This is a genomic window from Pollutimonas rozaliensis, assembly GCF_048751585.1.
Lineage (GTDB): Bacteria > Pseudomonadota > Gammaproteobacteria > Burkholderiales > Burkholderiaceae_B.
This window is the reverse complement of record NZ_JAZHOB010000002.1, coordinates 248,396-268,463: the sequence shown is the minus strand read 5'-3', so window position 1 is coordinate 268,463 and position 20,068 is coordinate 248,396. Positions and strand designations below refer to the sequence as shown.

25 protein-coding genes are annotated in these 20,068 nt (G+C 60.1%); 5 read left to right on the top strand and 20 right to left on the bottom strand.

Annotation, left to right across the window (positions count from 1 at the left end):
- Nucleotides 1-160 precede the first annotated feature (160 nt).
- From dsbD to rplN, 20 genes are all read right to left on the bottom strand, one after another.
- A complete protein-coding gene (gene dsbD / locus V0R37_RS04525) occupies nucleotides 161-2,116 on the bottom strand; it encodes a protein-disulfide reductase DsbD (RefSeq protein WP_420373356.1) in 1,956 nt (651 codons plus the stop codon).
- A 40-nt stretch (nucleotides 2,117-2,156) separates the two neighbouring features.
- The gene (cutA, locus tag V0R37_RS04520) at nucleotides 2,157-2,492 is read right to left on the bottom strand and encodes a divalent-cation tolerance protein CutA (RefSeq protein WP_420373635.1); all 336 of its coding nucleotides are present in this window, start codon (nucleotides 2,490-2,492) and stop codon (nucleotides 2,157-2,159) included.
- 144 nt (nucleotides 2,493-2,636) lie between these two features.
- A complete protein-coding gene (gene rplQ, locus V0R37_RS04515) occupies nucleotides 2,637-3,020 on the bottom strand; it encodes a 50S ribosomal protein L17 (protein ID WP_130038177.1) in 384 nt (127 codons plus the stop codon).
- 159 nt (nucleotides 3,021-3,179) lie between these two features.
- Nucleotides 3,180-4,169 (bottom strand): DNA-directed RNA polymerase subunit alpha, encoded by a 990-nt coding sequence (locus tag V0R37_RS04510; protein WP_420373355.1) that lies wholly within the window; start codon nucleotides 4,167-4,169, stop codon nucleotides 3,180-3,182.
- Nucleotides 4,170-4,317: 148 nt separating this feature from the next.
- Complete coding sequence (rpsD, locus tag V0R37_RS04505; protein ID WP_420373354.1) at nucleotides 4,318-4,941, bottom strand: 30S ribosomal protein S4; 624 nt, start codon at nucleotides 4,939-4,941, stop codon at nucleotides 4,318-4,320.
- An 11-nt stretch (nucleotides 4,942-4,952) separates the two neighbouring features.
- Complete coding sequence (gene rpsK, locus V0R37_RS04500; protein WP_013743934.1) at nucleotides 4,953-5,354, bottom strand: 30S ribosomal protein S11; 402 nt, start codon at nucleotides 5,352-5,354, stop codon at nucleotides 4,953-4,955.
- A gap of 14 nt (nucleotides 5,355-5,368) precedes the next feature.
- The gene (gene rpsM / locus V0R37_RS04495) at nucleotides 5,369-5,734 is read right to left on the bottom strand and encodes a 30S ribosomal protein S13 (RefSeq protein WP_073104496.1); all 366 of its coding nucleotides are present in this window, start codon (nucleotides 5,732-5,734) and stop codon (nucleotides 5,369-5,371) included.
- A 35-nt stretch (nucleotides 5,735-5,769) separates the two neighbouring features.
- Entirely contained in the window at nucleotides 5,770-5,883 is a 114-nt protein-coding gene (rpmJ, locus tag V0R37_RS04490; protein WP_003805360.1) for a 50S ribosomal protein L36, read from the bottom strand.
- Between the two features lie 32 nt (nucleotides 5,884-5,915).
- Entirely contained in the window at nucleotides 5,916-6,134 is a 219-nt protein-coding gene (gene infA, locus V0R37_RS04485) for a translation initiation factor IF-1 (protein ID WP_009523889.1), read from the bottom strand.
- Nucleotides 6,135-6,141: 7 nt separating this feature from the next.
- Nucleotides 6,142-7,467 carry a preprotein translocase subunit SecY gene (gene secY, locus V0R37_RS04480; protein ID WP_420373353.1) on the bottom strand — a complete coding sequence of 442 codons (1,326 nt, stop codon included), beginning with the start codon at nucleotides 7,465-7,467 and terminating at the stop codon, nucleotides 6,142-6,144.
- 9 nt (nucleotides 7,468-7,476) lie between these two features.
- Nucleotides 7,477-7,917, bottom strand: a complete 441-nt coding sequence (rplO, locus tag V0R37_RS04475) for a 50S ribosomal protein L15 (protein ID WP_420373352.1) — start codon at nucleotides 7,915-7,917, stop codon at nucleotides 7,477-7,479.
- An 11-nt stretch (nucleotides 7,918-7,928) separates the two neighbouring features.
- Nucleotides 7,929-8,114 carry a 50S ribosomal protein L30 gene (rpmD, locus tag V0R37_RS04470; protein WP_264130576.1) on the bottom strand — a complete coding sequence of 62 codons (186 nt, stop codon included), beginning with the start codon at nucleotides 8,112-8,114 and terminating at the stop codon, nucleotides 7,929-7,931.
- A gap of 3 nt (nucleotides 8,115-8,117) precedes the next feature.
- Nucleotides 8,118-8,639: a 30S ribosomal protein S5 gene (gene rpsE / locus V0R37_RS04465; RefSeq protein WP_420373351.1), complete on the bottom strand. Its 522-nt coding sequence runs from the start codon at nucleotides 8,637-8,639 to the stop codon at nucleotides 8,118-8,120.
- A 15-nt stretch (nucleotides 8,640-8,654) separates the two neighbouring features.
- Nucleotides 8,655-9,020 carry a 50S ribosomal protein L18 gene (rplR, locus tag V0R37_RS04460; protein WP_264130578.1) on the bottom strand — a complete coding sequence of 122 codons (366 nt, stop codon included), beginning with the start codon at nucleotides 9,018-9,020 and terminating at the stop codon, nucleotides 8,655-8,657.
- Between the two features lie 21 nt (nucleotides 9,021-9,041).
- Nucleotides 9,042-9,575, bottom strand: coding sequence for a 50S ribosomal protein L6 (gene rplF, locus V0R37_RS04455; protein ID WP_420373350.1), 534 nt, complete (start codon nucleotides 9,573-9,575; stop codon nucleotides 9,042-9,044).
- A 10-nt stretch (nucleotides 9,576-9,585) separates the two neighbouring features.
- Nucleotides 9,586-9,981 carry a 30S ribosomal protein S8 gene (gene rpsH / locus V0R37_RS04450; RefSeq protein ID WP_420373349.1) on the bottom strand — a complete coding sequence of 132 codons (396 nt, stop codon included), beginning with the start codon at nucleotides 9,979-9,981 and terminating at the stop codon, nucleotides 9,586-9,588.
- Nucleotides 9,982-9,992: 11 nt separating this feature from the next.
- Complete coding sequence (gene rpsN / locus V0R37_RS04445; RefSeq protein ID WP_420373348.1) at nucleotides 9,993-10,298, bottom strand: 30S ribosomal protein S14; 306 nt, start codon at nucleotides 10,296-10,298, stop codon at nucleotides 9,993-9,995.
- An 11-nt stretch (nucleotides 10,299-10,309) separates the two neighbouring features.
- The gene (rplE, locus tag V0R37_RS04440; RefSeq protein WP_420373347.1) at nucleotides 10,310-10,849 is read right to left on the bottom strand and encodes a 50S ribosomal protein L5; all 540 of its coding nucleotides are present in this window, start codon (nucleotides 10,847-10,849) and stop codon (nucleotides 10,310-10,312) included.
- 12 nt (nucleotides 10,850-10,861) lie between these two features.
- Nucleotides 10,862-11,182 (bottom strand): 50S ribosomal protein L24, encoded by a 321-nt coding sequence (gene rplX / locus V0R37_RS04435; RefSeq protein WP_264130583.1) that lies wholly within the window; start codon nucleotides 11,180-11,182, stop codon nucleotides 10,862-10,864.
- 11 nt (nucleotides 11,183-11,193) lie between these two features.
- On the bottom strand, nucleotides 11,194-11,562 hold the full coding sequence (rplN, locus tag V0R37_RS04430; RefSeq protein ID WP_013743946.1) for a 50S ribosomal protein L14: 369 nt from the start codon (nucleotides 11,560-11,562) through the stop codon (nucleotides 11,194-11,196).
- A gap of 428 nt (nucleotides 11,563-11,990) precedes the next feature.
- On the opposite strand from rplN, the gene V0R37_RS04425 reads away from it, so the two are divergent.
- From V0R37_RS04425 to V0R37_RS04405, 5 genes are all read left to right on the top strand, one after another.
- A complete protein-coding gene (locus tag V0R37_RS04425) occupies nucleotides 11,991-13,418 on the top strand; it encodes an NAD-dependent succinate-semialdehyde dehydrogenase (RefSeq protein WP_420373346.1) in 1,428 nt (475 codons plus the stop codon).
- Nucleotides 13,419-13,619: 201 nt separating this feature from the next.
- On the top strand, nucleotides 13,620-14,354 hold the full coding sequence (locus V0R37_RS04420; protein WP_420373345.1) for a TetR/AcrR family transcriptional regulator: 735 nt from the start codon (nucleotides 13,620-13,622) through the stop codon (nucleotides 14,352-14,354).
- A complete protein-coding gene (locus V0R37_RS04415; protein WP_420373344.1) occupies nucleotides 14,351-16,699 on the top strand; it encodes an acyl-CoA dehydrogenase in 2,349 nt (782 codons plus the stop codon). Before V0R37_RS04420 ends, V0R37_RS04415 begins: the two co-directional genes overlap by 4 nt.
- Nucleotides 16,700-16,710: 11 nt before the next feature.
- On the top strand, nucleotides 16,711-18,003 hold the full coding sequence (locus tag V0R37_RS04410; protein WP_420373343.1) for an acetyl-CoA C-acetyltransferase: 1,293 nt from the start codon (nucleotides 16,711-16,713) through the stop codon (nucleotides 18,001-18,003).
- 5 nt (nucleotides 18,004-18,008) lie between these two features.
- Nucleotides 18,009-19,961, top strand: coding sequence for a 3-hydroxyacyl-CoA dehydrogenase NAD-binding domain-containing protein (locus tag V0R37_RS04405; RefSeq protein ID WP_420373634.1), 1,953 nt, complete (start codon nucleotides 18,009-18,011; stop codon nucleotides 19,959-19,961).
- Nucleotides 19,962-20,068 lie beyond the last annotated feature (107 nt).

Here is a 20,068-nt window from a genome sequence, read left to right as displayed (position 1 = left end):
GCCGAACCGGTCACGAGGAGCAAAGCCCGGCCCCCACCACTCCGCAGGCGTCACTAGAAATAGACACTGAGACACTGCGGCCAGACCACGGAAAAAACCCAAAAAAAACGCCCAGGCAAATACCCGGGCACACTTCGATAGAACAGAAACAACGGCTACCTCAACCGCCCGCCAGAACCCGATCCAACACGGCTCCAAAATCGTCCGCATTCTTGAACCCCACAACGCGCTGGTTTTCCATCTGCCGACCGTTCGCATCGAAGAAAATAATCCCCGGCGGCCCGAACAGATTGAAGCGCTTCAGCATGGCCCGGTCATCATCCGTATTCTTGGTGACATCCGCCTGCACCAGCAACAACCGCGACATCTGCGCAGCGACACCCGGATCGCTGAACGTGAATTTTTCCATCTCTATGCAGGACACGCACCAGTCCGCATAAAAATCCAGCATCACCGGGCGATTCGTATTGGCCAGCAGATTGTCCAGCTCCTGCACCGAACGCACCTGAGTAAATTGCTTCTTGACCGCATCCAGATCCAAACCGGCGACCGCAACCCCTGCCGGCTGCCCCATCCCGGCAAAAGGCGCCAGCGGCCGCAACAGTTCGCGTCCGCCCGCCGCCATGCCCACGATCAACACCGCCGCCCACAAGGCCAGCAGCAGACCCAAGGCCTTGTTGAGAAGGCGGCCCGCACTGGCGCCCGCCGGCATGGCCTCGAAGGCGCCCAGCATGACGCCACCCCACAATGCCAGTAAAGCCCAGCCCAGGATATTCAACCAGCTCGGCAATATGGAAATGACCATCCACCAGGCCGTCGCCAGCAGCAAGATGCCGAATAGGCGCTTGACGCCGTTCATCCAGGCTCCCGCCTTCGGCAACAGCAAGCCTGATGTCGCCCCAACGGCAAGCAGCAGCAGGCCTTCACCCCATGCCATCGCGAACAAGGCCGTCCCCCCCAGCACCAGGTCGCCGGTTTGGGAAATGAAGAGCAGTACACCGGCCAACGGCGCCGCAACACACGGCCCGACAATCAGCGCCGAAACCATGCCCATCAGGAAAACACCGCCGTAGCGGCCTCCGGGCAAGCGGGCCAGCCGTTGATTGAGCGCCGATTGCATGGCGGTGGGTGCCTGCAAGGTAAACACATCGAACATCGCCAGCGCCAAGACAGCCAGCAGTATGGCAAACAGGCCCAGCACCCATGGTGTCTGCAGCCAGTTTGCCAGGCTTGCGCCAATCAAGCCCGCCGCCACGCCCAACACCGTGTAGACGATGGACATTCCCAACACAAACACCGCCGCCAGCGACAGGCCGCGCCAGCGCGATATTTTCTTCTGCTCGCCCGCGTCGCCGGCCAGTATTGCCAGCAGTATAGGCACCATGGGCAGGACACAAGGCGTAAAGGACAATAACAGGCCCAGCAACAAGGAAAGCAAGATGATTTCAAACCAGCCCGCATCGGCCAGGTACTCGGCAAATCCGGTATCCCCCAATTGCAGGGCGCTGCCCATGCCCGCGCGGCTTGCAGTCCCCGCTTCCCCGGCGAGCTGGGCCTGCGAGCGGGGTTCCGGCACGCTGGCCACCACATGCTGCCCTTGCGCCTGATAGCCGTCCGCCACGGGCGCCAGCTGGATTTCCTTGGTCATGGGCGGATAGCACAGCCCCGCGTCGGCGCAGCCCTGGCTGGTGACCGACAGGGTAAAGGGCTGTTGCTGCCCAGGCTTGAGCGGCAGGCGCACGGTGACCTGGCGGTAATAGACCTCCAGGTCCTTCTCGAAGGTGGGATCGTACTTGACGATGCCGGCGGGATAGACGGGCTGGCCCAGAACGGACGAGGCGGTGCCGGGCGTAACGGCGAACTCGAAACGCTCGCGGTACATGTAGTATTTGGGCGCGATCTTGAAATGGACATCAAGCGTGTCCGGCGACTGCGTGGCGACCGACAGCACAAAGGCCGCATCTGGATCCAGGAAATCCTCTTCCGCCTGAGCCGGCCCGGCGCCCAGCGACAACGCGGCCAGCAACAGCACGGCGAACACAAGCGCCATCAGCGCAAATAGATTGTGGGCAGTCTTGCCCGAGTACTTCGGCAAGTCGCCGGTGTGTGCTCGCATTATGTTTTCGGCCAAGGGCACGTACCGCATAAAATTTCCTTTAAACCTGCACTTGCGCCCGTACCCATTCCAGATAGCTCGCAGAACCGCCCAGAACCGGCAACACCAGCATTTCCGGGACCTCGTAAGGGTGTAGCGTCATCAAGCGTTCCATAAGGGCCTGCGCCCGCAATCCGGTTGTCTTGATGGTTATAGGTATTTCTTCCGTACCTTCCAGCTCACCTTGCCACATGTACATAGACAAGCCGGACGCGCCAAGGTTCACGCAGGCGGCCAGATGTTCCTCGACCAGCACATGCGCAATGCGTTTGGCCAGCAGCATGTCGGGCGCATTGCTCAGGATCACGACAATATCGTGGGCCGCAAAAGACGACAGCGCCGGAATGCGTTCATCAGCCTGGCGGCCCGGCGGCAAAAGGGAACTCACGGATATCATCCTGATAAGTCATTGCAGATCAACGATTTTACCGTGGACAAAAAAAACGGGCCAACGGCCCGTTCTTGTGTGCTGCTCCAGCCTTTATTCGGCTTCGACCTCTTCGACTTCAGGGCGATCGACCAGCTCCATGAACGCCATGGGTGCATTGTCGCCTTGGCGGAAGCCCATTTTCAGGACGCGCGTGTAGCCGCCGTTGCGCTCTTTGTAGCGAGGGCCGATTTCGGCAAACAGCTTGATGACCGCATCGCGATCGCGCAAGCGGGCGAATGCCAGGCGCTTGTTGGCCAGGGTAGGCTCTTTGCCCAGGGTGATGAGGGGCTCGACCACGCGGCGAAGTTCCTTGGCCTTGGGCAAGGTGGTCTTGATGGCTTCGTGGGTAAGCAGCGAAACGGCCATGTTGCGGAACATGGCAAGACGGTGACTGCTGGTGCGATTGAGTTTACGCAAACCACTACGGTGACGCATGATGATTTCCTTTGAATCTAGGTTGGCCAGCGGAACATTCCGATGGCTATCCGGCTCTTCTATCAGCTGGGCTGCGGGCCGGGAAAGGGCGAGACTTTACCACATATGGAAAGTCCCGTTTACCGCCACCGGCTTGCCTGGGCAAGCCGGCTTACTTCTTTAAGGACGCTCAAGGCCCAGGGGAGGCCAGTTTTCCAGCTTCATGCCCAGGGTCAGGCCGCGTGCAGCCAGCACTTCCTTGATTTCATTAAGCGATTTGCGACCCAGGTTAGGCGTCTTGAGCAATTCGTTTTCGGTGCGCTGGATCAGATCGCCGATGTAATAGATATTTTCGGCTTTCAGGCAGTTGGCCGAGCGAACGGTCAGTTCCAGATCGTCGACAGGACGCAGCAGGACCGGATCGATCTGCGGCGCGCCGCGCGACGGCGTGGTGTCGTATGCATCGCCAGCGCCTTCCAGGGCGGCAAAGACCGAAATCTGGTCCATGAGGATGCGGGCCGATTGGCGCACCGCTTCTTCGGGCGAGATGACGCCGTTGGTCTGGATGTCCAGCACCAGCTTGTCCAGGTCGGTGCGCTGTTCCACACGAGCGCTTTCAACCGAGTAGCTGACACGGCGCACGGGGCTGTATGACGCGTCCAACACGATACGGCCGATGGTGTGCGTGCGGTCATCCGACAGGGCGCGCACGTTGCCGGGCACATAGCCTCGACCCTGCTCAACCTTGATCTGCATTTCCAGCTTGCCGGCTTCGGTCAAGGTGGCGATGACGTGATCGGGATTGATGATTTCGACGTCGTGGGGCAATTCGATATCGCTGGCCAGGACGATGCCGGCGCCTTGCTTGCGCAGCACCAGCGTGACTTCTTCGCGGTTATGCAGCTTGAACACAACGCCCTTCAGGTTCAGAAGGATGTCGACGACGTCCTCGCGCACGCCGGCGATGGTGGAGTATTCGTGAACCACACCGGTCATCTGGACTTCGGTGGGCGCATAGCCCGTCATGGACGACAGCAGGATGCGACGCAGGGCATTGCCCAGTGTATGGCCATAGCCGCGTTCGAACGGTTCCATCACGACCTTGGCGTGATTCTTGCCTACGGGCTCGACTTCGATAGAACGGGGTTTAAGAAAACCTTGTGACGACATGAGTGTTCCTTTTCAATACCCTCGGCTCGTTACACCGATAAGGCTGACGGACAAGCCGGCGAACCGGCGCTTGCATCGCAAAGCCCACTTCCGGCAAATGCCGAAGAAGTGGGCCAATACGACGTTATGGCAATAACGCTGACAACAATTAGCGCGAATACAATTCGACGACCATCGACTCGTTGACGTCGCGGGCGACATCGGCACGGTCGGGGGCTTGCTTGAAGACGCCGGACAGCTTGCTGGCATCGACTTCAACCCACTGAGGCAAGCCTTGGCCGGTGGCCAGGTCAAGCGATTCGCGGATACGCGATTGCGCTTTCGCCTTTTCGCGGATCGAGATGGTATCGCCTGCCTTGACCAGCATGGAAGCGATGTCGGCGGTGTGGCCGTTCAGCTCGATGGCGCGGTGATTCACCAACTGGCGTGCTTCAGCGCGCGTGGAGCCGAAGCCCATGCGATACACGACGTTGTCCAGACGCGATTCCAGCAATTGAATCAGGGTCTCGCCAGTGTTGCCACGGCGACGCTCAGCTTCAACGAAGTATTTGCGGAATTGCTTTTCCAGAACGCCGTACATGCGCTTGAGCTTTTGCTTTTCGCGCAGCTGCAGGCCGAAGTCGGATGTACGGGCACCGGAGGTGCGGCCGTGCTGACCAGGCTTGGACTCGAGTTTGCACTTCGAGTCGAGCGAGCGGCGGGCGCTCTTCAAGAACAAATCTGTACCCTCGCGACGCGAGAGCTTGCATTTAGGTCCAATATAACGTGCCAAGATGCTTCCCCTTAGATGCGACGGCGCTTGGGCGGACGGCAGCCGTTATGCGGCACCGGCGTGATGTCTGAAATGCTGGAAATCTTGATACCCAGCGCATTCAGCGCACGCACGGACGACTCACGGCCAGGACCGGGGCCCTTGATGCGGACTTCGAGTGTTTTGATACCGTATTCCAACGCCACGCGTCCGGCCGATTCGGCTGCAACCTGAGCCGCAAACGGAGTGGACTTGCGCGAGCCCTTGAAACCTGCACCGCCAGACGTCGCCCAGGACAAGGCGTTGCCCTGGCGATCGGTAATGGTGATGATCGTGTTGTTGAAGGACGCATGAACGTGCGCGATGCCGTCCGATACGCTCTTCTTGATTTTCTTGCGTACGCGCGATGCGCCGCTGTTGGAAGCTTTCGCCATCTTCTATTCCTCGATTATTTCTTCAGGGAAGCAGCAGCGCGACGCGGCCCTTTACGGGTGCGGGCGTTGGTACGGGTGCGTTGACCACGTACAGGCAGGCCACGCTTGTGGCGCATGCCCCGGTATGTTCCCAGATCGATCAAGCGTTTGATCGACAGTTGTACTTCGCGACGCAAATCACCTTCTACCGTGAACACGCCGACGTGTTCGCGGATACGCTCGAGTTCGGCGTCAGTCAGATCTTTCACTTTCTTGGAAAGTTCGATGCCCGAAGCTTCGCAAATTTTGCGGGCGCGGGTACGACCAATACCAAAAATAGCGGTAAGTCCGATTTCGGCGTGTTGATGCGGCGGAATGTTGATGCCAGCAATACGGGCCATGACTGTTCCTTGTTAAATCCGTTGCGTTTCGGCGATTAGCCTTGACGCTGCTTATGACGTGGGTCGGTGCAGATGACGCGCACCACGCCGTGACGTTTAATGATCTTGCAGTTGCGGCAGATCCGCTTTACCGATGCCATTACCTTCATGGGTTGACTCCTAGTTTCCTTTAACCGGCCGCTTATTTAGAGCGGAAGACAATTCTGGCGCGAGACAGGTCATAGGGCGTGAGCTCCACTGTGACCTTGTCACCCGGCAGAATCCGGATGTAATGCATACGCATCTTGCCCGAGATGTGGCCCAGAACTACGTGGCCATTTTCCAGCTTGACGCGAAAAGTTGCGTTGGGAAGGTTCTCGAGAACCTCTCCTTGCATTTGTATGACGTCGTCTTTTGCCATTCTCTTTTTACCGCATTGGCAGTCCCGCACCCTTGAAGTTGGCCTTCTTGAGCAGCGAGTCGTATTGGTGAGACATCATGTAGGCCTGAGCCTGAGCCATGAAATCCATGGTCACCACCACGATAATTAACAGAGAGGTTCCGCCGAAGTAAAACGGTACATTCCAGCGCGCCTGCATAAGCTCGGGCAACAAGCACACCAAGGTTATGTAGATGGCTCCCGCCAGCGTCAAACGCATGAGTATCTTGTCGATATAGCGAGAGGTTTGCTCGCCAGGACGGATACCTGGAACAAATGCGCCGCTTTTCTTCAGGTTGTCTGCGGTTTCGCGGCTATTGAACACCAGAGCCGTGTAGAAAAAGCAAAAGAAGATAATTGCAGCGGAATACAACGTAATGTACAGCGGTTGGCCCGGCGACAGAACGGCGGCCAGGTCTCCCAGCCAACGCATATTGGGATTGCTGGAGAACCAGCTGGTCACCGTCGCGGGCAGCAAGATGATCGACGAAGCGAAGATGGGGGGAATGACACCCGACATATTCAGCTTCAGCGGCAAATGCGAGCTTTGTCCGCCGTAAATCTTGTTGCCCACTTGACGCTTGGCGTAGTTGACCGTGATACGGCGCTGGCCGCGTTCGACGAATACGACGAAGTAAGTAACGGCCACCACCAGCACAAAAATAAACAGCGCAGACAGCACGGACATCGAATCGGTGCGGACCAAGTCGAGCAAGCCGGCCAGGGCACTGGGCAGGCCCGCCACAATACCGGCGAAAATCAGTATGGAAATACCGTTGCCCATGCCGCGTTCGGTAATCTGCTCTCCCAGCCACATGATGAACATGGTGCCGGTAACCAGCGTGACCACCGTGGTAAAGCGGAACATCATGCCCGCGTCGATGACCAGGCCCGGCTGCGATTCAAGGGCAACCGAAATGCCGACCGCCTGTATCAGCGCCAGAAACACAGTGCCGTAGCGCGTGTACTGGGTGATCTTGCGTCGGCCCGATTCGCCTTCCTTCTTGATCGCTTCCAGGGTGGGAACCACGACCGCCATCAATTGCATGATGATGGACGCGGAGATATACGGCATGATACCCAGCGCGAAGACGGAGAACCGCTCCAGCGCGCCGCCGGAGAACATGTTGAACAAGCCCAGGATACCGCCCTGGTTTTGCTGGAACATCTCGGCCAGCGCATCGGGGTTGATTCCCGGCACGGGTATATGCGTTCCCAATCGATAGACCACCAGGGCGAGCACCAGGAACACGATACGGCGCTTGAGATCGCCGTACCGGGAGCCTGATTTACTCTGTGCCTGAGCTTTAGCCACCGTTACCCCTTAAGCCAGCGAGCCGCCGGCAGCTTCGATTGCAGCGCGTGCACCAGCCGTTGCGGCGATCCCTTTCAGGACGACCTTGCGAGACAATTCGCCGGACTTGATGACTTTGGCGTAGCGTACGGCCTGGCCCACGATGCCCGCTTGCTTCAGGACTTGCACGTCGATTTCGTCGACAGGCAGGCGCTGGAGGTCGGACAGGCGGACTTCAGCCGACAGATGCTGGCCCAGGGGCGTGAAGCCGCGCTTGGGCAAGCGGCGTTGCAAAGGCATCTGACCGCCTTCGAAGCCGACCTTGTGGAAGCCGCCGGTACGCGATTTCTGACCCTTGTGGCCACGGCCGGCGGTTTTACCCAGGCCCGAACCAATGCCGCGACCGACGCGGCGCCTGGCGTGCTTGGCGCCTTCGGCTGGCTTTAGCGTATTAAGTTGAGTTTCTGACATCCCGATTCCTTTCAGGCTTCCGAGACGGTAACGAGGTAATCCACCTTGCGGATCATCCCACGCACCTCGGGCGTATCGATCAACACACGGCTGCTGTTAATCCGGCCCAGACCCAGACCACGCACGGTGGCGCGATGGGATGCTTTGGTGCCGATAACAGAGCGCACGAGAGTTACTTTGATTTGCTTCTGTGCCATGACTTACCCCAGAATCTCTTCTACCGACTTGCCACGCTTGGCGGCCACTTCGGCAGGAGTCGAGCAGGCACGCAAGCCGTTGAGCGTTGCGCGGACCATGTTGTAAGGATTGCTGGAGCCCAGGCTCTTTGCAACCACGTTACGGACGCCCATCACTTCGAAGATAGCGCGCATCGGGCCGCCGGCGATAACGCCGGTGCCTTCCGCCGCCGGCGAAATGAGAACCGTCGAGGCGCCATGCTTGCCCACCACAGTGTGGTGCAGGGTGCCGTTCTTCAGGGCGACCTTGAGCAGACCGCGGCGTGCCTGTTCCATTGCTTTTTGTACAGCGACGGGCACTTCACGGGCTTTACCTTTGCCCATGCCGATGCGGCCATCGCCATCACCTACCACGGTCAGCGCAGCGAAGCTCATGGTGCGACCACCCTTGACCACTTTGCTGACGCGATTGACCGCGATCATTTTTTCACGCAAGCCGTCGTCGTTTTCTTTTTCGGCGGAATGCTTGCCTTGTGCTTTAGCCATTTGACAATTCCTTGCTTAGAATTTCAAGCCGGCTTCACGCGCGGCGTCGGCCAACGCTTTCACGCGGCCATGGTAACGGAAGCCCGAACGATCAAAGGCAACCAGCTCGATGCCGGCTGCTTTTGCTTTTTCGGCTACGCGCTTGCCGACCAGGCTGGCGGCGGCAACATTGCCACCGTTGACCTTTTGGCTGGCCAGATCCTTGCGCACTTCGGGCTCGAGCGTGGAAGCGCTGACGAGCACACGATCGCCTTCCGGCGAAATGATGTTCGCGTAAATATGCAGGTTCGAGCGGTAAATAGAGAGGCGATGAACTCGCAGCTCGCTGATTTTCCGACGGGTCGAAACCGCACGACGCAAACGGGAGATTTTCTTGTCCATAATTCGTCCTTGCCTGCGCGCTTATTTCTTCTTGGTTTCTTTGATGATGACGCGTTCATCGGCATAACGCACGCCTTTGCCCTTGTAGGGTTCAGGTTCGCGGTAAGCACGAATTTCAGCAGCCACCTGGCCAACAACCTGCTTGTTGGAGCCTTTGACGACGATCTCGGTCTGAGTGGGACACTCGACCTTGATACCGGCAGGCATGCTGTGAACGATGTCGTGAGAAAAACCAAGCTGCAACTTCAATGCGTCGCCCTGGACTTGGGCGCGGAAACCCACGCCGACCAGATTAAGACGACGCTCGAAGCCTTTGCTGACGCCCGTTACCATATTGGCAACCAATGCGCGCACTGTGCCCGACATGGCCTTGGCCTGGCGGGATTCGTTGGCAACAGCAAATGTCAGTTGACCATCTTCTTGACGAACGACGACGTCGCCGGTCAAGTCTTGTGTAAGTGTGCCCAGAGGGCCTTTGACTACGATCTGGCCTGCGCTGATCGTGGCTTCCACGCCCTGAGGCACGGGGACTGGGTATTTAGCAATACGTGACATGTGATTCTCCTTATGCCACGTAGCACAACACTTCGCCGCCCACGCCGGTAGCGCGAGCCTTGCGATCGGTCATGACGCCGCGTGGCGTCGACACGATAGCCACGCCCAAACCATTCATGACTTGAGGAATGGTCTTGCTGCCTTTGTAGATGCGCAGCCCAGGACGCGATACGCGGTCGATACGTTCGATGACCGGACGGCCAGCGTAGTATTTCAGGGTGATCTCCAGGACAGGCTTGGCCTTGTCGCCGGCGACTTGGAAGTTGTCGATATAGCCTTCGTCTTTCAGCACGGCAGCAATGGCTACCTTAAGCTTAGAGGAGGGCATGCTGACCGACGTTTTATTGACTTGCTGCGCATTGCGCACACGGGTCAACATGTCGGCGATGGGATCGCTCATGCTCATGTGTATTTCTCCTACCAGCTGGCTTTGGTCATGCCCGGCACTTCGCCGCGCAGCGCCATTTCGCGCAGTTTGTGACGAGTTAAGCCGAACTTGCTGAAAACGCCGCGCGGACGACCGGTGACAACGCAACGATTGCGTTGGCGGGTCGGGCTGGCGTTACGCGGCAGTTGTTGCAGTTGCAAGCGAGCCTGGTAGCGCTCTTCGTCAGTCTTGGACTGATCGTCGATGATGGCCTTCAGTGCAGCGCGCTTGGGCGCAAATTTTTCTGCCAGCTTGGCGCGTTTGATATCGCGATTGATGAGTGAAAGTTTAGCCACGTCATCGCCCCTTAATTGCGAAACGGGAAGCTGAAGGCGGTAAGCAGCGCCTTGGCTTCGTCGTCGGTCTTGGCAGTAGTGGTGATGCTGATGTTCATACCACGTACGGCGTCGATTTTGTCGTATTCGATTTCAGGGAAAATGATTTGCTCTTTCACCCCGATGTTGTAGTTGCCACGTCCATCGAATGCACGACCCGAAATACCACGGAAGTCGCGAACGCGCGGCAATGCCACGGCGACCAGGCGGTCCAGGAATTCGTACATGCGGCGGCCACGCAAGGTGACCATGCAGCCGATGGGGTAGTCTTCGCGAATCTTGAAACCCGCGATAGCCTTGCGCGTCTTGGTGACGACAGGCTTCTGGCCAGCGATCTTGGTCAGGTCCGAGACAGCATGCTCGATGACCTTCTTGTCGGCAACAGCCTCGGATACACCCATGTTCAGGGTGATCTTGGTGATGCGCGGCACTTCCATGACGCTTTTGTATTCAAACTTGCTTTGCAGGTCGGCCATGACCTTGCTGCGGTAAAACTCTTGTAAACGAGCCATGTTCTTCGCCCCTTAAGCCTTGGCGCCAACGACTGCGCCGCTGGAACGGAATACACGGACCTTGCTGCCATCAACCACTTTCACCCCAACGCGATCGGCCTTGCCGGACTCGGGGTTGTAAAGGGCCACATTGGAAATGTGGATGGGCATGGTCTTGTCGATGATGCCGCCTTGGGTTCCCGCCATGGGATTCGCCTTGACGTGCTTCTTGACGACGTTGATGCCTTCGACCAGAACGTGATCGGCGTCGACACGTTGCAGAACGGTGCCGCGGCGCTTTTTGTCGCGACCGGTCAACACGATGACCTCGTCGCCTTTACGGATTTTTTCCATGTCTTGGCTCCTTACAGCACTTCTGGAGCCAGGGACACGATCTTCATGAACTTCTCTGTACGCAATTCGCGCGTGACAGGTCCGAAGATACGGGTACCGATGGGTTCCAGCTTGGCGTTGAGCAACACAGCGGCATTGCCGCCGAACTTGATCAGCGAGCCGTCTTTACGGCGAACGCCCTTAGCGGTGCGAACCACTACTGCGTTGTATATTTCGCCTTTCTTGACGCGTCCGCGAGGGGCCGCATCTTTGACACTAACTTTGATAATGTCACCGATTGCGGCATAGCGGCGCTTCGAGCCGCCTAACACCTTGATGCACATGATGGAGCGTGCGCCAGTGTTATCGGCCACGTCTAGCGTGGTCTGCATTTGGATCATGATTTTTCCTGTTCCAACTTAGCCGCACTGCCCCGCTATTTGTTAGCGGCGCCATACAGCCAGTTTTGGTCCCGTCAGACTCAAAAACGCAAAGCGCGCCACCTGTTTGATCAGGCCTTAACGCTTGGCACCCGTGAATCCTGGGTTGAAATCGTGCTAAAAAACTTTGCCTTGGAGCCCCGCAATGCCCGTTTGTCCGGCCTTGCAAGCTTCCATGCAGCTATAGTCTTGCGGCTAAAACATATGGGTTTCTGCCAGCAAGTCTAGTATGGTATTCTATTTTTTCCGGTCTTGCAAGCACGCCAGCGCGAATTACCAGATGCTGTCGTGTTTTGGCCTCAGGAAAGCCGCTGCCTCCGCGCTTTGCGCTGGTCGGCGTTTATCCGACCCACCCCTTCCACCCGTAAAGAAACAAGGAAGCGATAAGCATGTACGAGACGTTGGCATTATATATAGATGGCGAGTTCCTTAGCGGCGAAGGCCGCAAGACCGAAGAGATCAGCAATCCGGCCACCCTGGACGTGCTCGGCCAGTTGCCCCATGCCTCCACCGCCGATCTGGACCGTGCCCTGGCCGCCGCCGCGCGGGCATTTGAATCATGGCGCCATAGCTCACCCATGCAGCGCTCGGAAATCCTTCGCAAGGTGGGCCAGCTATCGCGCGACCGCGCCCAGGAAATCGGCCGCAACATGACCCTGGATCAAGGCAAGCCCTTGGCCGAGTCCGTGGGCGAGGTCATGGCTTGCGCCGACCACGCCGACTGGCATGCCGAAGAATGCCGCCGCATCTACGGCCGCGTCATTCCTCCGCGCAGCCCCGAGGTCCGCCAGATCGTCCTGCGCGAGCCCATCGGCGTTTGCGCCGCATTCACGCCCTGGAACTTCCCCTACAACCAGGCCATACGCAAGGTTTGCGCGGCCATCGGCGCCGGCTGCACCATCATCCTGAAGGGCCCGGAAGACTCCCCAAGCGCCGTCATGGCCATCGCGCGCATGTTCCATGACGCGGGCTTGCCGCCCGGCGTGCTCAACATCGTGTGGGGCGTGCCCAGCGAGGTCTCTGAATACCTGATCCGTTCACCCATCGTGCGCAAGGTTTCGTTTACCGGTTCCGTGCCGGTGGGCAAGCACCTGGCCTCGCTGGCCGGCGCACACATGAAGCGCGTCACCATGGAACTGGGCGGCCACTCTCCCGTCCTGGTGTTCGATGACGCCGACATCGGCCGCGCCGCCAAGCAGCTGGCCCGCTTCAAGGTCCGCAACGCCGGCCAGGTCTGCGTCTCGCCCACGCGCTTCTATGTTCACGAGAAGGCTTATGACCAGTTCCTGGAAGTGTTCGTGAACACCCTTAAAACCGTCAAGGTGGGCGACGGCCTGGAGGCCGACACCCAGATGGGCCCGCTGGCCCATGCGCGCCGCGTGCCCACCATGACCAAGTTCGTCGAGAATGCGCTGGAACTGGGCGGCAAGGTCGTGCTGGGCGGCGAACGCCTGGATCGCACCGGCCACTTCTTCGCTCCAACCGTGGTCACCGACCTTCCCGAGCACTCCATGCTGATGACCGAGGAACCCTTCGGACCCATCGCCCCCATCGCCCGGTTCTCGGACACCGATGATGTCATCCGCCGCGCCAACTCCCTGCCTTTCGGCCTGTCCTCCTATGTCTTCACCAATTCGCTGCAGACGGCAACCAAGGTATCCAACGGCATCGAGGCCGGCATGGTCAATATCAACCACTTCGGCAGCGCATTGCCCGAAACCCCCTTCGGCGGGGTGAAGGACAGCGGCATAGGCAGCGAAGGCGGCACGGAAACCTTCGACGGCTATCTGGTCACGAAGTTTGTAACGCACGTTTAGCGCACTCGCGCCGTAGCGACCGCCGTATCCGCATTCCGGATACGGCGGTTTTTTTATTCCTATTGCCCTCTGGCCGGCGTGCGGCTTCCTGGCATAAGGCCATTCACTAGGACAAACCCCAGCTTTCATTTTGCTTACGCCAGGCGTAAATTCAAACAAACGTTTGAACTAGTACAAAAACCCTAAACCAGACAGAGACCCATGGCCGCCTCCCGCTCCTCCAATACACGAGACACCATTCTTGATGCCGCGGAACATTTGTTCGCTCACCAGGGACATGACAATACCTCCATGCGGCAGATTACCGCGGCGGCCGGCGTCAACCTTTCAGCGGTCAACTATCACTTCGGATCCAAGGACGGCCTCGTCCAGGCCGTCTTCCAGCGCCGCCTGGCAGCCCTGAACGATGAACGCCTGGCGCTGCTGAACGCGTTGGAAGATCAGGCGCGCGGGCAGCCCTTGAAACCATCGCAAATCGTCGAGTCCTTCTTCGGCCCGCTGGTTCGCCATGCATGCGGAGCCAGCGACAGCCAAAAGGCATTCGTGCCGCTGCTGGAACGCAGCATGTCCGATCCCGGCGGCTTCATACGTGCCGCGATCATCGATGAACATTCGGAAGTGCTGGATCGTTTCAAGCAGGCTCTCTTGCTATCTCTGCCCGACGTGCCCGAAGAGGAAATCGTCTGGCGCTTCCAGTTCATGCTGGGGGCAACGTCTTATGCCATCACCGGCACGGACGACTTGCGCACGGCCATGAACTGGCCCGGCACGCAAAACGACAAGGACGACGCCACCCGCCTTCTGCTGGACCGGCTGATGAGCTTTCTGCTGGGGGGCCTTAGGGCGCCGCTGCCGGGCTCGGAAGCATCCGCCCTGTATGCCAGGCATGAGCAGGACGCCAACGCAGCAACGCATAAACCCAGGAGCCTTTCATGAGCGCCGCATTGGCCATGCTGGCCGCCATCCTTATCGCTGGTGCCATCGCGCTGGGCCTGCGCCCCGTGCGCGAGGCTTTGCTTACCAAACGCATCTTCACCCTGTATCGCAAGATACTGCCGCAAATGTCCGACACCGAACGGGAGGCCCTGGAAGCCGGCACAGTCTGGTGGGAGGCCCAGCTCTTTCGCGGCAAGCCGCAATGGTCGGCGTTGCATGCGATTCCAAAACCCATGCTTACACAGGAAGAACAGGACTTCCTGGACAACGAGGTCGAGACGGTATGCGGCATGATCGAAGACTGGCAGGTCACCCAGGAGCTGTTCGACATGCCGCCGGCGGTATGGCAGTACATTAAAGAAAATCGCTTCCTTAGCTTGATCATTCCCAAGGAATACGGCGGCCGGGGCTTCTCGGCGCTGGCGCACTCGCAGGTCGTCACCAAGCTGTCCACCCGCAATTCAGCCTTGTCGGTCACGGTGATGGTGCCCAATTCCCTGGGCCCCGCCGAGCTCCTGCTGAACTACGGCACCGAAGCGCAGAAAAACCATTACCTGCCCCGCCTGGCGACCGGACAGGAAATTCCCGCCTTTGCCCTGACCAGCCCGTGGGCGGGTTCCGACGCCGCGGCCATTCCCGATAGCGGCATCGTTTGCAAGGGCGAATGGGAAGGCAAAGAGGTGCTGGGCATGCGGGTCAGTTGGGACAAGCGCTACATAACGCTGGCGCCCGTGTGTACGCTGCTGGGCCTGGCCTTCCGCCTGTACGATCCGGACGGCCTGCTTGGCGACAAGAAGGACCTGGGGATCACCTGCGCGCTGGTGCCCGCCAGCCATCCCGGCGTCGAGACCGGGCGCCGGCACTTTCCGCTGAATGCCATGTTCATGAACGGGCCCACGCGCGGCAACGATGTCTTCATGCCGCTGGAGTTCATCATCGGCGGACGGGAAATGGCCGGCCAGGGTTGGCGCATGCTGATGGAGTGCCTGGCCGCCGGCCGGTCCATCTCGCTGCCGTCGTCGTTCACCGGCATGGCGAAGATCACGGCGCGCGCCGTCGGCGCCTACTGCCTGGTGCGCAGCCAGTTCCGCACTCCTATCGGCAAGTTCGAGGGCATCGAAGAGGCGCTGGCGCGCATAGGCGGCAATACCTACCTGATCGATGCCGCGCGGACCATGACAGCCACCGCCGTAGATATGGGCGAGAAGCCGTCGGTCGTGTCGGCCATTGTCAAATACCACCTTACCGAACGCGGCCGCAGCGTGGTCAACGACGGCATGGACATCATCGGCGGCAAAGGCATCTGCCTGGGGCCTTCCAATTTCCTGGGCCGCGCCTATCAGCAGATCCCTGTAGGCATTACCGTGGAAGGCGCCAACATCCTTACACGCAGCCTGATCATTTTCGGGCAGGGCGCCATACGCTGCCACCCCTACGTGCTGGCGGAAATGCACGCCGCGCGGCATCCCGATGCCGATCAGGGCCTGCATGATTTCGACCGCGCTTTCTGGGGCCACATACGCTTTACGATGGGCAATGCGCTGCGCGCGCTTGGCCACGGCCTGACCGGCGCAAAGCTGGTAAAGATAGATGCCGATGTCGCTCCGGAGATGGCTGAGTACTATCGCCAGCTAAGCCGCTATTCCAGCGCCTTCGCCGTCCTGGCCGATACGTCCATGCTGGTGCTTGGCGGCTCGCTGAAAATGCGCGAACGCCTGTCGGCCCGCCTGGGCGACATCCTGTCGCAGATGTACCTGGCCTCGGCAACGCTCAAGCGTTTCGAAGACGAAGGCCGGCTGGCGGAGGATGCGCCGCTGGCCCACTGGGCCGTACAAGATGCGCTCTACCGGCTTCAGGATGCGTTCGACGGCGTTCTGGCCAACTTTCCCAACCGCCTGGTCGCAGGCGTGTTGCGGGTTCTGGTCTTTCCTTTCGGGCAGCCCTTCCGCTTGCCCTCCGACAAATTGGGTCAGGCGGTGGCGCGCCTGCTCATCCGGCCCAGCGCCGGGCGCGACCGCCTGACGCGTGACTGCTACGTTCCCAAGGACACCCAGGATCCGGTCGGCGCCATCGAGGCGGCGCTGGCTGCCACCCTGGAAGCCGAGCCCATAGACGCCAAGATCCGCCAGTTCGAAAAAAGCGGCCGGCTGGATGACGACCCCAAGGCGAACGTGCGGGATATTGCCGAAGCCGTTCATGCCGCGGGCGGCATCAGCGACGATGAATACGAAATCGTCCGCCGCCGCAATGTGCTGCGCGACCGCGTCATCGCTGTGGACGACTTTCCCTTTGATCTGTCCAGCGCCGCGAAGCCCGATGCGGCCCCGGCGCGCAAAGTCGCTTAAGGATGGCCGCCATGGCATTTGAACCGGTATATATCGTGGATGGCGCTCGCAGCCCCTTCCTGAAAGCACGCAATGCGCCAGGCCCTTTTTCGGCGTCCGACCTGGCCGTCCAGGCGGGACGAGAGCTGCTCCTGCGGCAATCCTTCGATCCCGAGAATCTGGACGAAGTCATTATCGGCTGCGCCGCGCCGTCGCCCGACGAAACCAACATCGGCCGAGTGATCGCGCTGCGTCTGGGCTGCGGGCATAAAGTGCCGGGCTGGACCGTCATGCGCAACTGCGCCTCAGGCATGCAAGCTCTGGATTCCGGCATCATGTCCATACAAACCGGACGCTCGCAGCTGTTGCTTGCGGGAGGCGTCGACGCCTTGTCGCGGGCGCCGGTCCTGTTTACCGACGAAATGGTGAATTGGCTGGCGGCCTGGGGGAAAAGCCGCGGCATCGGCCAAAAGCTGGCCACCCTGAAGACGTTGCGGCCCAAGCATCTTGCCCCGGTCATCGGCCTGCTCAAGGGGCTTACCGATCCGGTCATCGGCCTGTCCATGGGACAAACCGCCGAAAATCTTGCCCACCGCTTCGGTATCGGCCGCGCGGCGATGGACAGCTATGCGGCGCAAAGCCATCAGCGCGCGCTGGACGCCCAGCGGGCCGGCGCCTTTCACGAGATCGTGCCGCTGGCGGACCGGAACGGCAAACTGTACGCGCAGGACGATGGCGTGCGCAGCGACTCCACGCCGGCCAGGCTGGGCCAGTTGAAGCCCGTATTCGATAAGCCATGGGGCAATGTCACAGCAGGAAACAGCTCACAAGTCACCGATGGCGCAGCCTTGCTGATCCTGGCATCGCGGGCCGCCGTCGAGCGCTGGCAACTGCAGCCCATAGGCCGCATAAGCGATGCGCAATGGGCCGCCCTGGATCCCGCCGTTATGGGCCTGGGGCCGGTGTTTGCGTCCACACCCATACTCCAACGCAACGGGCTGGGCCTGAACGACCTGGATCTCTGGGAAATCAATGAAGCCTTTGCCGCCCAGGTTCTGGGCTGCATGGCAGCGTGGAATGACCAGGCTTGGTGCCGGGAACACCTGGGGCGCGACGCCTTGGGGGCGCTGGATCCGGAGCGACTGAATGTGGACGGCGGGGCCATCGCCCTGGGCCATCCAGTAGGCGCTTCAGGAGCGCGCATCGTGCTGCACTTGCTTAACGCCTTGCATGCAAGAAAACTCAAGCGCGGAATCGCCGCCATATGCATAGGCGGCGGCCAGGGCGGGGCCATGCTCGTGGAAACATGCGAAGGAAGGGGCTGATCATGATGAGCGCATTTGAATCATTAGGCCTTGCAAACTTTCACTGCCGCATCGACTCCGACAATGTCGCCTGGCTGGCCATAGACTGTGTCGACAGCCCGGTAAACCGGCTCTCCGCCGACGTGCTTCACGAACTGAGCCAGGCGCTCGATGTCTTCGATCGAACGCCTCCCGCCGGCGTCGTTATCCACTCCGCCAAAGAGGCCGGCTTTATCGCCGGCGCCGATATCGACGAATTCGCCGGCCTGGACACGCCCGAGAAAGGCATGGAACTGGTTGCACGCGGGTGGACGCTGTTCGACCGGCTGGCCCGGGTGTCCTATCCCACTTTGGCGCTCATACGCGGCCATTGCCTGGGCGGTGGCCTGGAGCTGGCCCTGGCCTGCCGCTATCGGCTGGTGGTCGATCAAGCCGATACCTCGCTGTCGTTGCCCGAGGTCATGCTGGGCATCTTTCCCGGGTGGGGCGGCATGCTGCGGCTGCCGCAGGTTGTAGGCGCGCCCCTTGCCCTGGACATGATGCTTAGCGGACGCCCGCTGGATGCGCGTAAAGCCGCCCGATCGGGCCTGGCCGATGGTCTGGTGGCGCCGCGCCTGATGACGCAGGCCGCCCGGACCATGGTGCTTGGCGGCAAGCCGCGCCGCCGGGCCGCCGGCATGCCGGCATTGTTGAATCATGCGCTGGCTCGGCCCCTGGTGCTGCGGCAGACTCTCAGGAAGCTTGACGCCCGCGATCCCCACCAGCATTACCCCGCCCCCCGCGCCATCGCGCGCATATGGGCGCGGCACCATGGCAACGCCTTGAAGGCGCCCCAGTTGGTCGACCAGCTTATTCGCTCCAGCACGGCGCGCAATCTGTTGCGGGTATTCCGCTTGCAAGAGCGCTTGAAAGCCTTTGGAAAACAAGGCCGCGCGTTACCGGCCGCGGGACACATACATGTCATCGGCGCCGGCGTCATGGGCGGCGACATTGCCGCCTGGTGCGCGCTGAAGGGCTTGACGGTCACACTGCAGGATCAGGACCGCGAGCGCGTCGCGATCGCACAAGGCCGAGCTCAAGCCTTGTTCGCGCGCAAGAAGAAAAACCCTCGCGAAGCCCGCGCGGCCGCTGACCGGCTGATTCCCGATGTTCATGGCGACGGCGTTCGCCATGCCGACATCGTCATCGAGGCCATCACCGAGAACGCGGATATAAAACGCGGCCTATATGCGCAGATAGAGCCCCGGATGAAGCCCGGCGCCATCCTGGCCACGAATACGTCCAGCCTTTCGCTTGAAGAACTTCGCACCGGATTGCATTCTCCCCAGCGTTTCATCGGCATTCATTTCTTCAATCCTGTCGCCAAGATGCCCTTGGTGGAAGTGGTGGAAGCCGATGGCATCGACCAGAGCGTGAAAGTCGCCACTTATGCCTTTGTGGGCCAGATCGGCAAACTTCCGCTGCCCGTGCGAAGCACGCCGGGCTTCCTGGTCAATGCCGTGCTGGCACCTTATATGCTGGAGGCCATGCGCTGCGTGGACGAAGGCATCAGGCCGGAAACCGTCGACGCCGCCATGCTGGCCTTCGGCATGCCCATGGGTCCTATCGAGCTGATCGACACCGTAGGCCTGGACATTGCGCGCGATGCGGGCCAGGCGCTTACCGGGCAGGCGGACACGCCCGCCTGCCTTCAGGAGCGTCTCGATGCGGGACAACTTGGCCGCAAAAGCGGACAAGGCTTCTACACCTGGAAAGGCGATAAGCCGACCAAGCAGGCTGCCGGTGCCGTGCCGCCCGATCTGGCCGAGCGCCTTATTACCCCTTTGATAGAAAAAACCGCGGAGCAGGTAGATGCGGGAATCGTTGCCGATGCGGACCTTGCGGACGCGGGCGTTATTTTCGGCACCGGTTTCGCGCCCTTCACCGGCGGCCCCTTGCATTACCGCTCCCGTGGGTCAGGCACGGCGCCTGCTTCCTGAGCCGGAAGCTTGATCGGCGGCGCCCGGTTCATCAAAGCAAACGCAGTTCCATAACAACAAGAAAGTCTTTTTTATATCGGTGTGAAATGTGTTCCAACCGGAGGTGA

Excerpts from the sequence above, each read along its gene's own strand:
- rpmD (WP_264130576.1), bottom strand. The coding sequence starts at position 8,114 with ATGGCACAGAAGCAAATCAAAGTAACTCTCGTGCGCTCTGTTATCGGC.
- V0R37_RS04415 (WP_420373344.1), top strand. The coding sequence starts at position 14,351 with ATGAGCGCCGCATTGGCCATGCTGGCCGCCATCCTTATCGCTGGTGCC.
- rplE (WP_420373347.1), bottom strand. The coding sequence starts at position 10,849 with ATGGCTCGTTTACAAGAGTTTTACCGCAGCAAGGTCATGGCCGACCTG.
- rplF (WP_420373350.1), bottom strand. The coding sequence starts at position 9,575 with ATGTCACGTATTGCTAAATACCCAGTCCCCGTGCCTCAGGGCGTGGAA.
- V0R37_RS04410 (WP_420373343.1), top strand. The coding sequence starts at position 16,711 with ATGGCATTTGAACCGGTATATATCGTGGATGGCGCTCGCAGCCCCTTC.
- rpmJ (WP_003805360.1), bottom strand. The coding sequence starts at position 5,883 with ATGAAGGTAATGGCATCGGTAAAGCGGATCTGCCGCAACTGCAAGATC.
- dsbD (WP_420373356.1), bottom strand. The coding sequence starts at position 2,116 with ATGCGAGCACACACCGGCGACTTGCCGAAGTACTCGGGCAAGACTGCC.
- rplR (WP_264130578.1), bottom strand. The coding sequence starts at position 9,020 with ATGGACAAGAAAATCTCCCGTTTGCGTCGTGCGGTTTCGACCCGTCGG.
- rpsH (WP_420373349.1), bottom strand. The coding sequence starts at position 9,981 with ATGAGCATGAGCGATCCCATCGCCGACATGTTGACCCGTGTGCGCAAT.
- rplO (WP_420373352.1), bottom strand. The coding sequence starts at position 7,917 with ATGTCAGAAACTCAACTTAATACGCTAAAGCCAGCCGAAGGCGCCAAG.
- V0R37_RS04420 (WP_420373345.1), top strand. The coding sequence starts at position 13,620 with ATGGCCGCCTCCCGCTCCTCCAATACACGAGACACCATTCTTGATGCC.
- V0R37_RS04405 (WP_420373634.1), top strand. The coding sequence starts at position 18,009 with ATGAGCGCATTTGAATCATTAGGCCTTGCAAACTTTCACTGCCGCATC.
- rpsK (WP_013743934.1), bottom strand. The coding sequence starts at position 5,354 with ATGGCGAAAGCTTCCAACAGCGGCGCATCGCGCGTACGCAAGAAAATC.
- V0R37_RS04425 (WP_420373346.1), top strand. The coding sequence starts at position 11,991 with ATGTACGAGACGTTGGCATTATATATAGATGGCGAGTTCCTTAGCGGC.
- rpsM (WP_073104496.1), bottom strand. The coding sequence starts at position 5,734 with ATGGCCCGTATTGCTGGCATCAACATTCCGCCGCATCAACACGCCGAA.
- rplN (WP_013743946.1), bottom strand. The coding sequence starts at position 11,562 with ATGATCCAAATGCAGACCACGCTAGACGTGGCCGATAACACTGGCGCA.
- rpsE (WP_420373351.1), bottom strand. The coding sequence starts at position 8,639 with ATGGCTAAAGCACAAGGCAAGCATTCCGCCGAAAAAGAAAACGACGAC.
- V0R37_RS04510 (WP_420373355.1), bottom strand. The coding sequence starts at position 4,169 with ATGTCGTCACAAGGTTTTCTTAAACCCCGTTCTATCGAAGTCGAGCCC.
- infA (WP_009523889.1), bottom strand. The coding sequence starts at position 6,134 with ATGGCAAAAGACGACGTCATACAAATGCAAGGAGAGGTTCTCGAGAAC.
- rplX (WP_264130583.1), bottom strand. The coding sequence starts at position 11,182 with ATGGAAAAAATCCGTAAAGGCGACGAGGTCATCGTGTTGACCGGTCGC.
- rplQ (WP_130038177.1), bottom strand. The coding sequence starts at position 3,020 with ATGCGTCACCGTAGTGGTTTGCGTAAACTCAATCGCACCAGCAGTCAC.